The sequence below is a fragment of the Bacteroides sp. Marseille-P8574 genome (assembly GCF_902825465.1).
GTDB classification, from domain to species: Bacteria; Bacteroidota; Bacteroidia; order Bacteroidales; family Bacteroidaceae; genus Bacteroides; species Bacteroides uniformis.
Genome location: NZ_CADEBE010000001.1, coordinates 2,656,361 through 2,670,560, shown reverse-complemented (window position 1 = coordinate 2,670,560; position 14,200 = coordinate 2,656,361). Strand labels below are relative to the sequence as shown.

Annotated in this window: 15 protein-coding genes; 9 read left to right on the top strand and 6 right to left on the bottom strand. The window is 46.6% G+C overall.

What is annotated here, in order from left to right; genetic code table 11:
- Positions 1-32: 32 nt before the first annotated feature.
- Genes HUX74_RS11410 through dut form a run of 3 tightly spaced genes read right to left on the bottom strand, consistent with a single transcriptional unit; the run spans position 33 to position 2,930 of the window.
- Positions 33-620 carry a DUF4292 domain-containing protein gene (locus HUX74_RS11410; RefSeq protein ID WP_117703846.1) on the bottom strand — a complete coding sequence of 196 codons (588 nt, stop codon included), beginning with the start codon at positions 618-620 and terminating at the stop codon, positions 33-35.
- Positions 598-2,448 (bottom strand): tetratricopeptide repeat protein, encoded by a 1,851-nt coding sequence (locus HUX74_RS11405; RefSeq protein WP_174646655.1) that lies wholly within the window; start codon positions 2,446-2,448, stop codon positions 598-600. The genes HUX74_RS11410 and HUX74_RS11405 overlap by 23 nt, the downstream gene beginning before the upstream one ends.
- A gap of 47 nt (positions 2,449-2,495) precedes the next feature.
- Positions 2,496-2,930 carry a dUTP diphosphatase gene (dut, locus tag HUX74_RS11400; protein ID WP_117703874.1) on the bottom strand — a complete coding sequence of 145 codons (435 nt, stop codon included), beginning with the start codon at positions 2,928-2,930 and terminating at the stop codon, positions 2,496-2,498.
- Between the two features lie 183 nt (positions 2,931-3,113).
- Between dut and HUX74_RS11395 the strand changes: the two genes are divergently transcribed.
- Positions 3,114-4,442, top strand: a complete 1,329-nt coding sequence (locus HUX74_RS11395; RefSeq protein ID WP_119961400.1) for a deoxyguanosinetriphosphate triphosphohydrolase — start codon at positions 3,114-3,116, stop codon at positions 4,440-4,442.
- Between the two features lie 28 nt (positions 4,443-4,470).
- Here the strand turns inward: HUX74_RS11395 and HUX74_RS11390 are convergent, their stop codons facing one another.
- Entirely contained in the window at positions 4,471-5,448 is a 978-nt protein-coding gene (locus HUX74_RS11390) for a GNAT family N-acetyltransferase (protein WP_117964712.1), read from the bottom strand.
- 43 nt (positions 5,449-5,491) lie between these two features.
- Positions 5,492-6,310 carry a 1-acyl-sn-glycerol-3-phosphate acyltransferase gene (locus HUX74_RS11385; protein WP_117964710.1) on the bottom strand — a complete coding sequence of 273 codons (819 nt, stop codon included), beginning with the start codon at positions 6,308-6,310 and terminating at the stop codon, positions 5,492-5,494.
- A 213-nt stretch (positions 6,311-6,523) separates the two neighbouring features.
- Here HUX74_RS11385 and HUX74_RS11380 point away from each other — a divergent pair, with 213 nt between their 5' ends.
- From HUX74_RS11380 to HUX74_RS11370, 3 genes are all read left to right on the top strand, one after another.
- Positions 6,524-7,027 (top strand): RNA polymerase sigma factor, encoded by a 504-nt coding sequence (locus HUX74_RS11380; RefSeq protein ID WP_117964708.1) that lies wholly within the window; start codon positions 6,524-6,526, stop codon positions 7,025-7,027.
- 372 nt (positions 7,028-7,399) lie between these two features.
- On the top strand, positions 7,400-7,903 hold the full coding sequence (locus HUX74_RS11375) for an RNA polymerase sigma factor (RefSeq protein ID WP_174646654.1): 504 nt from the start codon (positions 7,400-7,402) through the stop codon (positions 7,901-7,903).
- A 118-nt stretch (positions 7,904-8,021) separates the two neighbouring features.
- On the top strand, positions 8,022-8,159 hold the full coding sequence (locus HUX74_RS11370; protein ID WP_158562784.1) for a hypothetical protein: 138 nt from the start codon (positions 8,022-8,024) through the stop codon (positions 8,157-8,159).
- 184 nt (positions 8,160-8,343) lie between these two features.
- Here the strand turns inward: HUX74_RS11370 and HUX74_RS11365 are convergent, their stop codons facing one another.
- Entirely contained in the window at positions 8,344-8,589 is a 246-nt protein-coding gene (locus HUX74_RS11365) for a hypothetical protein (RefSeq protein ID WP_227204056.1), read from the bottom strand.
- A gap of 123 nt (positions 8,590-8,712) precedes the next feature.
- Between HUX74_RS11365 and mraZ the strand changes: the two genes are divergently transcribed.
- The 5 genes from mraZ (at position 8,713) to HUX74_RS11340 (ending at position 14,198) form a co-directional block, all read left to right on the top strand.
- Positions 8,713-9,189 (top strand): division/cell wall cluster transcriptional repressor MraZ, encoded by a 477-nt coding sequence (mraZ, locus tag HUX74_RS11360; protein ID WP_117964704.1) that lies wholly within the window; start codon positions 8,713-8,715, stop codon positions 9,187-9,189.
- Positions 9,190-9,199: 10 nt separating this feature from the next.
- A complete protein-coding gene (rsmH, locus tag HUX74_RS11355) occupies positions 9,200-10,120 on the top strand; it encodes a 16S rRNA (cytosine(1402)-N(4))-methyltransferase RsmH (protein ID WP_117600286.1) in 921 nt (306 codons plus the stop codon).
- Between the two features lie 9 nt (positions 10,121-10,129).
- Positions 10,130-10,480 (top strand): FtsL-like putative cell division protein, encoded by a 351-nt coding sequence (locus tag HUX74_RS11350; protein WP_005830386.1) that lies wholly within the window; start codon positions 10,130-10,132, stop codon positions 10,478-10,480.
- Between the two features lie 87 nt (positions 10,481-10,567).
- A complete protein-coding gene (locus HUX74_RS11345; RefSeq protein ID WP_117600207.1) occupies positions 10,568-12,706 on the top strand; it encodes a penicillin-binding protein in 2,139 nt (712 codons plus the stop codon).
- Positions 12,707-12,749: 43 nt separating this feature from the next.
- Complete coding sequence (locus HUX74_RS11340) at positions 12,750-14,198, top strand: UDP-N-acetylmuramoyl-L-alanyl-D-glutamate--2,6-diaminopimelate ligase (RefSeq protein WP_117600206.1); 1,449 nt, start codon at positions 12,750-12,752, stop codon at positions 14,196-14,198.
- The last annotated feature ends 2 nt before the right edge of the window (positions 14,199-14,200 follow it).

Sequence of the window (14,200 nt, the reverse complement as noted above, 5' to 3'; positions counted from 1 at the left end):
GGATTATCCAACAACTATCAATTATCAACTAATCAAAGGTCCATCAGCATTTCCAGCAGTTCCTCCAGCTCCACCTCTTTATATTTCTGTGAGAGCTGGGTAGGGGCCAGTACAAAAGGCTTATCCGAGAAGTTGGAAAGTTCAATCTTTCCCTTTTCTAGAGAGGGTATCCCGAGTTCCTTGCCGGTAAGCACCTTCTTACCATTGGGTTTGGAAGCAGCATAAAGCAGTTTCTCCAAATGGGCAAAATCCGCCTTCTTGGGCAGCACATCCTTCAGTTCCTTACGTGTTGCACGGACATAACGTTTTCCCATACGGTCTACCAACAGAATCTCATCCGGGGTGACTTCCATACGTGCCACCTCCGTACGAAGTATCGGCATCAGAAAGGAAATCTGCATGCATTCTTCCTTCTTCAACTTCATCGTACCGTTCACAGTAAGGGTGGCATCTTTATGGGGTACCGTCAGCTGCACTTTGGAGGAAAGGCAGGCAGATTCTCCGGACAGAGAACTTGAGTGACGCGAAGTCTTGCAACCGGCAAGCCCCACAGCCAGCAACAACAGCAAGGACAATAGGCGGCACGTCCTTGCCATATCATTCAGCAGGTTTAGTTTCATCTGATATATATTTCTTTTTTTGTATTTTCTGTTTCAACGTATCAGAGCGATTGCCCTTATCCCAGGCTTGTTTCCAGTATTTCAAGGCACCTTCCGCATCGCCAGTCATGTAATAGATATCTCCGCAATGTTCCAAGACCACGTCACTGCTATCTTTATCATTCTTTATCGCCTCATCTATGTAGAGACGCGCCTCGGCATAATTACCTTTAACAAACAATATCCATGCATATGTATCGAGATAGGTGGAATTGTTCGGCTCGGCTTTCACTGTCTTGTAGCTCATCTCTTCCGCCTTGTCTAAGTCGCGACGCTCCACGGAAAGATAATATGCGTAGTTATTCAAGGCACCGATGTTTGAAGGATTGTACACCAAAGCGGAATCATAAGCCGCATAAGCTTCCGCATGCAGATTCTTGGTGTGATAAGCATCACCGATAATGGCATAAAAATCTGATACGACCTCCTTCTTGCTATCGTCCTTGACGTGTGACAAAGCCTTTTGACAGATGGCAAGAGCATCATCCGTCCGTTCCGCCTGGTTGTAGGCAATGGCCAGATAGAAATAGAACTCCAACATATCGGGATTGGACTCCACACCGGCTTCGCACAAATTCATTATTTCCTTGTAATCCTCCTGGCGCACGGCTTCCCCCAGCAATGTCATACGAGCCGCTGTGTTGGTAGGGTCTATCGCCAGAACCTGACGCAGAACCGGTCCTGCCTCCTTGTTCATTCCTTTGGAAAGAAGATATTGGGCATACAGCAAAGGTAATTGTGCCTCATCGGGCTCCTGCTCCATGATACGGTTGAAGAGCGTAATGACACGTGTGCTGTCCTTGCCTGCCTGCTCATTCTGCACGATGAACTGCCGCATCACATTCAGTTTGGTGTCCGAAGCCACTTTCTTGTTCAGTAACAGCGTGTCCAATTGCTGTTCATATAGTTCCTTCTGTCCGGTCTCTTCGTAGTAAGAAGCCAATGAGTACATGGCCATTGCATTGTCCGGTTCTTCGGCCAGCACCTTCTTGTAAATCTCATAAGCTTCCTGCTTTTTCCCGTTCTGCATATAGACATCCCCCAGTACCACCTGATAGCGCCTATCGTTGGGATACTCTTCTACCAGACTTTCTATTTCATGAAAGGCGCTCTTGTCGTCCTTCTTTTGCAGATAGATGCGGAACTTCTCCATACTGAGCTGTTCGTTCTTGCCCATCCGTTCCTCGAGCTTGTTCAGTATACCGATAACTTTGTCATACTCTTCCTGGCGGTTGTAAATCTCCAGCAAGTTGTATAGCGGGTCCAGCTTATCCGAGAAACGTACCGCCATATTTTCCAACAAGACAGCGGCTTTCTCCGTTTCGTTTTGCTGCATGTACAGATTGGCAAGTCCCTGGGCATACCAGTAATTGTCGGGAGCATTCTCCACCGCCTTTTCCAACGCGGCTTGTCCCAGCGGCACCTGCTTGAGGAACATATAATACTGGGCCATCTCATACAAAGCCGATGATGCGTTCGGGTTTATCGTCAGGCAATGTTGCAGGACATCAAAAGCTGCATCATAGTCTTTCTGGACTTTCAGACGGGCGGTCTCAAGAAAGAAGTAGTCGTAACGGCGCTGCTGTTCGGGGGTAAGCTCCTTTACGGGCGAAACATCGGCTTTCTTCGACTTCTTCCGTTTCTTCAATTCCTTCCGTGCCTTTTCAGGCCGACCGTACCCGCTCATTTTCTCCTTAGAAGCTTGAACATTGGCAGCCTGCACTCCATACGTAGTAAGGCAGAAGGCACCTATCAACAACGCAAGTATTATTTTTACTCTGATTCTCATCTATTTAATTATAAATTCTTAGCCCGTAAAAACGGAACAATATCCATTCATTTTTTACCCGTATGCCCGAAGCCACCGGCACCGCGCTCCGTCTCATCCAGCACTTCCACTTCCTGCCAAAGAGCTTGTTCGTGACGCGCTATCACCATTTGTGCAATCCTCTCCCCATCTTCGATGACGAAGGTTTCTGCAGAAAGGTTGACGAGAATAATACAAACTTCACCACGGTAATCGGCATCAATCGTTCCAGGGGAGTTCAGCACGGTAATCCCCTTCTTAATGGCCAATCCGCTACGCGGACGCACTTGCGCCTCAAATCCTTCCGGAAGAGCGATATAAAGGCCAGTAGGCACCAGACACCGCTGCATCGGAGCCAGCGAAATAGATTCATTAAGGTTTGCACGGATATCCATTCCTGCAGACAGCTCAGTGGCATAAGCCGGAAGCGGATGCTTTGATTTATTGATGATTTGTACGTTCAACATGATGTTATTTACGATTTGACGATTTACAATTAGGGCTACTTCTATTCTTACAATTCGAGTAATTCAAGTTTCGCAATTCATCTCCGTTTCACTATAAACTTGGGCGAAAATACGGCTTTTTATACAAAATAGTGATACATTTGCAGTTAAATAATAGTAACTTCAATCGTAAATAACATCATGATGAATTGGAATACGCTCATATCTGCCAAACGTTTCGGACTGGAAGAGTTTCATCAGGAACGCCATGAAAACCGCTCGGAATTCCAACGTGACTATGACCGCCTTGTCTTCTCCGCCCCCTTCCGCCGTCTGCAGAACAAAACCCAGGTATTCCCTCTTCCCGGTAGTGTATTCGTCCACAACCGATTGACGCACAGCCTGGAAGTATCATGTGTAGGTCGCTCACTAGGCAACGATGTATCGAAAGCTCTCATTGCCCGCCGTCCGGAACTGCAAGACAGCTACCTCACCGAAATAGGCTCCATCGTTTCCGCCGCCTGCCTGGCACACGACTTGGGAAATCCTCCTTTCGGACATTCGGGAGAACGAGCAATTTCCACCTTTTTTTCTGAAGGAAAAGGAATGTCCCTGAAGGGCCAACTGACACCTGCCCAATGGGAGGACCTTACTCACTTTGAAGGAAATGCAAATGCGTTCCGCCTGCTTACCCACCAGTTTGAGGGAAGGCGACAGGGAGGATTTGTACTCACCTACTCCACCTTGGCAAGCATCGTGAAATATCCCTTTTCATCGAGTCTTGCTGGCAAAAAGTCAAAATTCGGTTTCTTCATCACAGAGGAAGAAAGTTTCCGCCGCATAGCAGAAGAGTTGGGTATGGAGAAGCAGAACGATGCCCCGTTGAAATATGCCCGCCACCCGCTAGTCTATCTGGTGGAAGCCGCCGATGACATCTGCTACCAGATGATGGATATTGAGGATGCTCACAAACTGAAAATTCTGACTACACAAGAAACCAAAGAGTTGCTTCTTTCTTATTTCTCGAAAGAGCGCCAAGCACACCGGCTCAAAACGATGGAGATAGTAAGTGACACCAATGAGCAAATAGCCTATCTGCGTTCCAGCGTTATCGGGCTGCTTATCGGCGAATGCGTGCAAGCCTTTGTAGACAATGAAGAAAAGATTCTGAAAGGAGAATTTGAAGGAAGCCTCATCAACCATATATCCGAGGTACCAGCCAATGCCTACAAGCACTGTGCAGACATCTCCCTGAAGAGGATTTACCGCTCACGCGACGTACTGGACATTGAACTTGCCGGTTTCCGCATCATCAGTACCCTACTCGAACTGATGATTGACGCCGTGCGTTCTCCAGAAAAGGCATATTCGCAACTGCTCATCAATCGCGTATCGGGCCAGTACAACATAAAAGCGCCTGCACTCTATGAAAGAATACAGGCGGTACTGGATTACATCTCCGGAATGACAGATGTATTTGCACTCGATTTATACAGGAAAATAAACGGGAATAGCTTGCCAGCGGTATAACAGACGACAAGCATTCTTCCAGATAGTCCTATGATACAACCTTATTTGCTCCCGACGTAAGCTTGCATGCCTCCGGTGCGCTCGCTATGAATGACTCGATGTGGCGAATGCGCTTTTCTGCTAAAATCTCGTCCACGGCAATCAGGATACCCGTTTCCTCCACATCTCCGAAACCGTAATTGATGGCTGTACCGAACATACGCATGGTAGGGCTGAGACTCATATAGGCATTCACCAGAGGGGGAATATTATACCCCGCCTTACGGATTTCACAATTCAAAATCTTATAGTCTTCCTTAAAAGAGTCTTTACAGAAGAGAGCTGCCAATTCATTCTCGTCCGATTCCAGAAGTAACGGCTTCATCGGAGTAATCAGGTTGTCCTTATCCGCAAAGTGTTTCCGAAGAAAATAAAGAATCTTATCACGACTCTGACGATGATAGCTGGGATACATAGTCACCTTTCCGAAGAAATACTTCACATTGGGCATGACTACGGTCAGTGCGCCCAAACCATCCCACAGATTATCCAACGCAAACAGACCTTTACTGTCTGCACGCGTAGACTGATACTCCAACGTAACGAACGAACGTCCCAACTCAATGGTCGTAGGAAGATAGTCCTTCAAAAATTTATCCGAAAAGTTAAACATATGGGCAGTTGCCAGAATAGGGGCACCATGTTCGTCAAAACGCACATCCGTACCCAAGATATAACGGTATCCACCCAAAATTTCTTCAGCTTCCGGATTCCAGACAATCAACTGCTTGTACGGATTGTCCATGATGTCATATTCGTCAATATCCATAGACTTGCCCGTTCCTCCTCCCGCAGCGCGGAACGCAATCTCGCGCAAACGGCCGATCTCCTTCATGGTATTCGGAGAGTCTTGGGCAGTAATGATATATATCTGGTTATGACTTCTATTGGTCATACGCAGGCGCTTCTCCTCAGTCAACTCCGCTTTCAACAGCTCCTTGCTTATCGGTGCAATTACATCTTCCATATTTCTCTGTTAGTAGTTCTTCTTTTATATAAATACGGTCTCTCTACAATTTATATACAATATCCTTCACATATTGCGCCCATCCAGCCGGGCTTTTCGATTTATCGAAAGTTTGCCAGGGGATAGGCTTCCCTATGGTGATAGTAAATGTTTTATGGCGATTCTTCAGCATTTCATCTGCCAGGTAAAGCATGGCGATATTGAACTTGACACCCAACATCTTACAAAGATTGGCAAGATTATAAAAGAAATTGGAGTTCCGCCCTTCGAAGTGGATGGGAACTACATCACGGTGGGCTTCGACACTCTTCACGATAAAGGTCTTTTTCCAATCCAAGTCACGGATGACCCCATTCTGCCTACGTGAACAAAGACCTGCGGGAAACATGATGAGCTGATTGTCCGAAGCAAATCCCGCCTCCACCATTCTCGGGAAGTCTTTGGCCTGCTTTCCCGTCTTGTTGATGGGGATGCAGAGCGGTGCCAGTCCGTGCAGGTTCATCAGCAGGTCGTTGACCATATATTTCACCTTGCCGCCATAAAAGGAGCCCAAGACATAACCCAACGCCACTCCGTCCTGCCCACCCAGGGGATGGTTGGATACAAAAGTATAAAGCCCTTCTTTAGGCAGATTCTCCTCCCCCTTTACCACAATATTGGCATCAAGGAACTCCAGACAAGCTTTCAGAAAATCCACACCGACTTTATCTTTCGACTCCCGCAAAAAGACATTCAATTCCTCTTGATGAACGATATGCTTCAAATAAGAAACTACGAACTTGGGGATATACTTAGACTTCTTCGGAGCCTTTTCCCGAAGTATCTTGTCTATGTCAATCAAAAATAAAGAGTCGTCAGCCATTCTTCTTTTGATGAAATGAATGTGCAAAATTAACTCATCTTTTTAATTAATCGCAAAAAAAGGACAGAAAACTACACCCGAAATCTATCAAATAACACCTAAAAACTATCAATTGACAGTTTTCCCCCTAAAGTGTGTTTGAAATCCGTCTGCCTGAAAAAGAAAACTTCCGTAAACTTGCAATATCATGATTAACGAAAAAACATAGCACATATGAACAATATAACATTTAAAAAAGACCTGCTCGGAGTTCAAGACGATTTATTGCGTTTTGCATACAAACTTACTTCCGACCGTGAAGAAGCCAACGACCTCCTGCAGGAAACATCCCTGAAAGCTCTGGATAACGAAAAGAAGTATACTCCCGATACCAATTTCAAAGGATGGATATATACCATCATGCGTAATATCTTCATCAACAATTACCGCAAAGTGGTGCGTGACCAGACTTTTGCGGACACCACGGATAATCTCTATCACCTGAACCTGCCGCATGACACCGCTTTTGAGAGCACAGAAAGGGCATATGATTTGAAAGAGATGCACCGCATTGTCAACGCCCTGCCACGGGAGTACAAGATTCCCTTCTCCATGCATGTCTCCGGCTTCAAGTACCGCGAAATTGCAGAGAAGCTGGGGTTACCCTTAGGTACGGTAAAGAGCCGCATTTACTTCACCCGCCAAAGATTACAACAAGACTTGAAGGATTTTGTTTAAGAACCCAGCATATAAAACCAGTGATTTCCATAAATTAAGAAGAGTACAAATTTTAGTTGTATCAAAAGAGAGAAAGGTAGGCCGGGACAATCCCATGTCTACCTTTCATGGTCTCGCCTTTATATTTCTGCACGAACATATTCAAGCCGTTACACTTTGCGATAATATTATTTACAAAAATCAGGTAGTAACCTCTGGTTACATTCCACCTTTCCAGCTATCCGAAGCACTGAAAGCTAACCAAAACCACCTGAAAACTGCCAATTATTAGATTTCCCCCCAAAGAGAGTTTGATTTCCGTCTATCAAAAAAAGAATCATCCATAACTTTGCATCATCAATAAAACGAACAATAATTAAAAAAACATCCATTATGAATAATAGAACATTTACCCAAGACCTACTCGGAGTTCAAAACGACTTATTACGCTTTGCATATAAATTAACCTCCAACCGCGAAGAAGCCAACGATCTGCTTCAAGAGACATCATTAAAAGCTCTGGGCAATGAAGAGAAGTATACACCTGATACCAACTTTAAAGGATGGATATATACCATCATGCGTAATATTTTCATCAACAATTACCGTAAAGTGGTACGTGACCAGACGTTTGCAGATACCACAGACAATCTCTATCATCTGAATACACCGTATGACCTCACACTTGACAGCACAGAAAGTGCTTACGACCTGAAGGAAATGCACCGCATTGTCAATGCCCTGCCACGTGAGTACAAGATACCTTTCTCCATGCACATTTCCGGTTTCAAGTACCGTGAAATCGCAGAAAAGCTGAACCTCCCACTTGGAACAGTAAAGAGCCGTATCTTTTTTACCCGCCAGAAGCTGCAGCATGACTTGAAGGATTTCAGATAAGAGAATACGGCAAGCAAAGAATTGTTTATTTATTGGCCGGATAAAAAAGAAATATACCAGACAATCATAGAATACAAACCAAGATACCTAAAGAAAAACCGAGTGATTAATAAACAACATGAAGAAACAGACAACCATTACAGCCTGCACATTTGTAACAATGGCAATGGAAGCTCCTGCTGTTTTTGTCGTACAGCCGGCCATGAGCAAGCACGTCAAGTACGCAGGTATGGCACTACGTACAGCTGGTCAATGAAGACAAACTTGACTCGCTGAACAGCATACAGTAAAAAAAAGATTTATCCACCGGATTCTGTGGATGAATATAATAATCAACCACCCTAGGGGAATATTATCACTCCTCCCCATCATCTCCCGGCAAACGGTAACGTTCACAAAAAAAGATGGGAAATTAACAAAAAAGAGTTAAGAAGTTAATACTAAAACAAGGAAGAGTTAAGAAAGAGCTTTATCCCAAACTTTGGTTTTTCCAAACCAAGCCTTGAGATAGAAAAACCAAGGCTTGGTTTAGATATCCGCAAGGCTGGGAAAGAAGTTTCCCGCCCAAGACACCATTCCACCAACAAGCGACTTTCAAACCAAAGACCCGCCATCTCTAACTGAATCTTTTCAAAAGAGACTACACAAATTCCCCCACCAGCAAAGTGCTTCAAAAGTAGCTTCATTATCAAATGAATAAGCTATCAACAAGGTGTTGAAAACTTCTTCCTAAGATTTTAGTTAAAAGATTGTGGGGAATTGTGGGGAAATGTGTATTTTTACCGTCGCTTATTATAATAAGGTGAGAAATGATACAATTCTTAGGTAATATCGAGGCGAAGGCAGATGCAAAAGGAAGAGTTTTCATCCCGGCCACCTTCCGGAAACAGCTGCAGGCCGCTTCCGAAGAAAAGCTCGTGTTGCGCAAGGACGTATATCAGGATTGCCTGGTGCTCTACCCGGAAAGTGTATGGTTTGCCACCCAAAACCAACTTCGCTGCCGGCTGAATAAATGGAACGCCAAACAGCAAATGATTTTCCGCCAGTTCGTAAGTGACGCGGAAATCATGATCCCTGACGGGAACGGACGCATCCTGCTCCCAAAGCGTTACCTGCAAATGGCGGGTATACAAAGTGATGTCCGCTTCATTGGCGTGGACAACACAATAGAAATCTGGGCCAAGGAACGTGCCGAACAACCATTCATGAACCCTGACGAGTTCAGTGAGGCTCTTGAAGAGCTGCTGGGAGACGAAAATATTTGCTGTGACGAAAATAAGCTATAAACAACAGATGATGAAAGAAGAAACAACATATCATATCCCCGTATTGCTGATGCCGAGCGTAGATGCGATGAGCATCCGTCCGGACGGCACGTATGTAGACGTAACGTTTGGTGGAGGAGGACATTCGCGCGAGATACTGTCCCGCCTGGAAGACGGCGGCCGGCTGCTGAGCTTCGACCAGGACGAGGATGCGGAACGCAACATTGTGAACAACCCGCATTTTACATTCGTACGCAGCAACTTCCGCTACCTGCACAACTTCCTACGCTATCACGGCATCGAAAAAGTGGATGCCATACTTGCCGACCTCGGCGTATCTTCCCATCACTTTGATGACAGCGAACGGGGATTTTCCTTCCGCTTCGACGGAGCACTGGATATGCGTATGAACAAGCGTGCCGGCCTGACAGCTGCCGACATCGTGAATACCTACGAAGAAGAAAAGCTGGCCGATATTTTTTATCTGTACGGCGAGCTGAAGAACAGCCGGAAACTGGCATCTGTCATTGTTAAAGCACGGGCTACGCAGAGAATTGCCACCATCGGCGAATTTTTGGAAATCGTCAAGCCACTCTTCGGCCGCGAACGTGAGAAGAAAGAACTAGCAAAGGTATTCCAGGCATTGCGCATTGAGGTAAACCAGGAAATGGAGGCACTGAAAGAAATGCTGTATGCAGCAACAGAAGCGCTAAAGCCGGGAGGCCGTCTGGTGGTGATAACCTATCACTCCCTGGAAGACCGTATGGTGAAGAATATCATGAAAACCGGCAACGTGGAAGGCAAGGCCGAAAAAGATTTCTTCGGGAACGTATTGACCCCGTTCCGGCTGGTCAACAACAAAGTAATTGTACCGGACGAGGAAGAGATAGAGCGCAATCCGCGTTCGCGCAGCGCCAAGCTGAGAATTGCAGAAAGAGTAACGAATGATTAGTGACTAGCAATGGAAAAGAAACAAGAAGAAAAGAATACGGAGAAGGTGAAAAAACGCACCTCACTGAAAAACATCATAGGAGGCGACATTCTGGCCACAGACTTCTTCCGCCGTCAAGCCGGATTGTTGTTCCTTATCATGGTGCTTATCATTATTTACATCAACAACCGTTACGAATGCCAACTGCAACTGATAGAGATAGACAACCTTAAAAAAGAGTTGATAGACATCAAGTACGATGCCTTGACACGCAGTTCGGAATTAATGGAACGGAGCCGCCAATCGCGCATCGAGGAATACATCGCCACCAAAGAAAGCGATTTGCAGACTTCCACTAATCCACCGTACTTACTAAAATAATGGAGAATTGAGGATTAAAGTAATTTCAATAGCACATCGTAAATCGTTAAATCGTAAATAACATTGGCTGTAAATAAAAAAAACATAATGACCCGTTACTTCTTCGTCGTCCTACTCATGGGGCTGGTGGGGATAGCTATTGTTGTGAAAGGCGCCATGATTATGTTTGCCGAGCGACAGTACTGGCACGATGTAGCCGACCGCTTCGTAAAAGAGAATGTAACGGTGAAGCCCAACCGGGGAAATATCCTGTCCTCGGATGGTAAACTGATGGCAAGTTCGCTGCCGGAATATAAAATATATATGGACTTCATGTCCGGCGAAAGGGACGAGAAGCGCCGCAAAAAGGACCAGCAGCGCAAGGATTCTATCTGGAAAGCCAATTTCGATTCCATCTGTATCGGGCTTCATCAGATTTTTCCGGACATCAGTGCCGCCACCTTCAAAAGCCATCTGCGCAAGGGGCGGGAGATGAAGAGCCGGAACTACAACATTCTTCCCAACCGCAACCGGCGCATCTCTTACATTCAGTATAAGGAAGCCAAGCGGTTACCCGTATTCAAGATGAACAAATACCGAGGCGGTTTCCACGAACAGATATACAACCAGCGTAAAAAGCCGTTCGGTTCTTTGGCAGCCCAAACCCTGGGCCGTCTTTATGCCGATACAGCCATGGGAGCCCGCAACGGCATTGAGTTGGCCTTCGACACCCTGCTGAAAGGACGGAACGGTATTACCCACCGTCAGAAGGTGATGAACAAATACCTGAATATCGTAGACCTTCCCCCGGTAGACGGTTGCGACATCATATCCACCCTCGACGTAGGCATGCAGGACATCTGCGAAAAAGCCCTGGTGGACAAGTTGAAGGAAATCAATGCCAATGTCGGGGTAGCCGTACTGATGGAAGTGGCTACCGGAGAAGTGAAGGCCATTGTCAACATGATGAAAGCCGGAGACGGCAATTACTACGAAATGAACAGTAATGCCATCAGCGATATGTTGGAACCGGGCTCCACCTTCAAGACAGCCTCCATTATGGTGGCACTGGAAGACGGCAAGATAACCCCGGATACCGAGGTAGACACGGGCAACGGTATTATGAATATGTACGGCAGCAAGATGAGAGACCACAACTGGCACCGGGGAGGTTATGGAAAGATAGATGTGACACGTATTCTGGAAGTTTCTTCCAATGTGGGCGTCTCCTACCTCATCGACAAGCACTACAAGGATAATCCGCAGAAGTTCGTGGACGGTTTGAAGCGCATGAGCATCGACCAGCCGCTTCATCTGCAAATTCCTGGTGAAGGGAAACCCAACATCAAAGGGCCTAAAGAGCGTTATTTTGCCAAAACGACTTTGCCGTGGATGAGTATCGGCTACGAGACCCAGGTACCTCCTATGAACATACTGACCTTCTACAATGCCATAGCCAACAATGGGGTCATGGTACGCCCCAAGTTTGTGAAAGCAGCGGTAAAGGATGGTGAGGTAGTGAAAGAATATCCTACGGAAGTAATCAATCCCAAGATATGTTCCGACCATACCCTGACACAGATCCGCGAAATCCTTCGGAAAGTGGTATCGCAAGGTCTGGCAAAACCCGCCGGCAGCAAGCAGTTCTCCGTATCGGGCAAGACGGGTACGGCACAGATTTCTCAAGGAGCAGCCGGATATAAGTCGGGACGGGTGAACTACCTTGTAAGTTTCTGCGGATATTTCCCCTCGGAAGCACCTAAATACAGTTGCATCGTTTCCATTCAGAAGCCTGGGTTACCAGCTTCAGGCGGTCTGATGGCAGGTAGTGTCTTTGGGAAAATAGCGGAAAGAGTTTATGCCAAAGACCTGCGTTTTGACATACGCAGTGCCATAGACAGTACCACCAATGTGATTCCTCCCGTGAAAGCCGGAGAGATGAACGAGGCGCTCCTTGTATTGAACGATCTGAAAGTTCCCGTCCAGAAACAGTTCTCCGAACAAAAGAAAAAGGAGCAGTGGGGACATACACAAGCTGCCCCGTCGGCAGTCATCCTGCAAGACCAGGAACTGGCCTCGGGCACCGTGCCCAGCGTGGTCGGTATGGGAGCGAAAGATGCAGTCTACCTTTTAGAGAGCAAAGGACTGAAAGTAAGGCTAAACGGCGTAGGACGGGTGAGGAACCAGTCCATAGCAAGCGGCAGTCGGATAGTGAAAGGACAAACCATAGCCCTGACACTACGTTAACATGAGAATAAACAAGATTTGGATATACATTATATAATAAGGTATGAAATTAAGTGATTTGTTGGCAACAATACAGCCGGTCCGGATTGCCGGAAGTACAAACATGGAGATAACGGGAGTGAATATAGACTCCCGCCTGATAGAAACCGGACATCTGTTCATGGCCATGCGTGGTACGCAGACCGACGGGCATGCCTATATCCCAGCTGCTATCGACAAAGGGGCTGTCGCAGTATTGTGTGAAGAATTGCCGGAAGAGCTCAAGACCGGCACCACCTACATTCTGGTGAAAGACAGTGAAGATGCCGTAGGGAAAGTGGCCACCACTTTCTATGGTGACCCTACATCCAAGATGGAACTCATCGGCGTGACCGGAACCAACGGAAAAACAACCGTTGCTACCTTATTATATAATACTTTCCGCTACTTCGGCTACAAGGTCGGACTGGTTTCCACTGTATGTAATTACATCGACGACCAGCCCGTACCGACCGAACATACCACCCCGGACCCAATAACCTTGAACCGCCTACTTGGAGAGATGGCGGACTCCGGCTGCAAGTATGCCTTCATGGAAGTCAGTTCCCATTCCATTGCCCAGAAGCGCATCAGCGGTCTGAAGTTTGCCGGCGGTATTTTCACTAATCTGACCCGCGACCATCTGGATTATCATAAAACGGTGGAGAACTATCTCAAGGCCAAGAAAAAGTTCTTCGACGAACTGCCGAAAGGAGCTTTCAGCCTGACCAACCTGGATGACAAGAACGGACTCGTGATGACACAGAATACCCGTTCGAAAGTATACACCTACTCTTTGCGCAGTCTTAGCGACTTCAAAGGCAAAGTCTTGGAATCTCATTTCGAGGGAATGTTACTTGACTTCAACAACCACGAGCTGGCAGTACGTTTCATCGGAAAATTCAATGCCTACAACCTGCTGGCGGTATTCGGTACTGCCGTATTGCTGGGCAAGAAAGAAGAAGATGTACTGGTTGCCCTCAGTACGCTGCGTCCGGTAACCGGCCGCTTCGATGCCATCCGTTCACCGAAAGGCTACACTGCCATTGTGGACTATGCGCATACTCCAGACGCCCTGGTCAATGTATTGAACGCCATTCACGGAGTGCTGGAAGGAAAAGGAAAAGTGATTACCGTTGTAGGTGCCGGCGGCAACCGCGACAAAGGCAAGCGTCCCATCATGGCCAAAGAATCCGCCCGCTTGAGCGACCGGGTCATCATTACCTCCGATAACCCGCGCTTTGAAGAGCCGCAGGACATCATCAACGACATGCTGGCGGGGCTGGATAAAGACGACATGCAGAAAACCATCAGCATCACCGACCGCCGCGAAGCCATCAAGACAGCCTGCATGCTGGCACAGCCGGGAGACGTGATTCTCGTTGCAGGCAAAGGGCATGAGAATTATCAGGAGATTAAAGGCGTGAAACACCATTTTGACGACAAAGAGATATTAAATGAAATAATTAAATAATT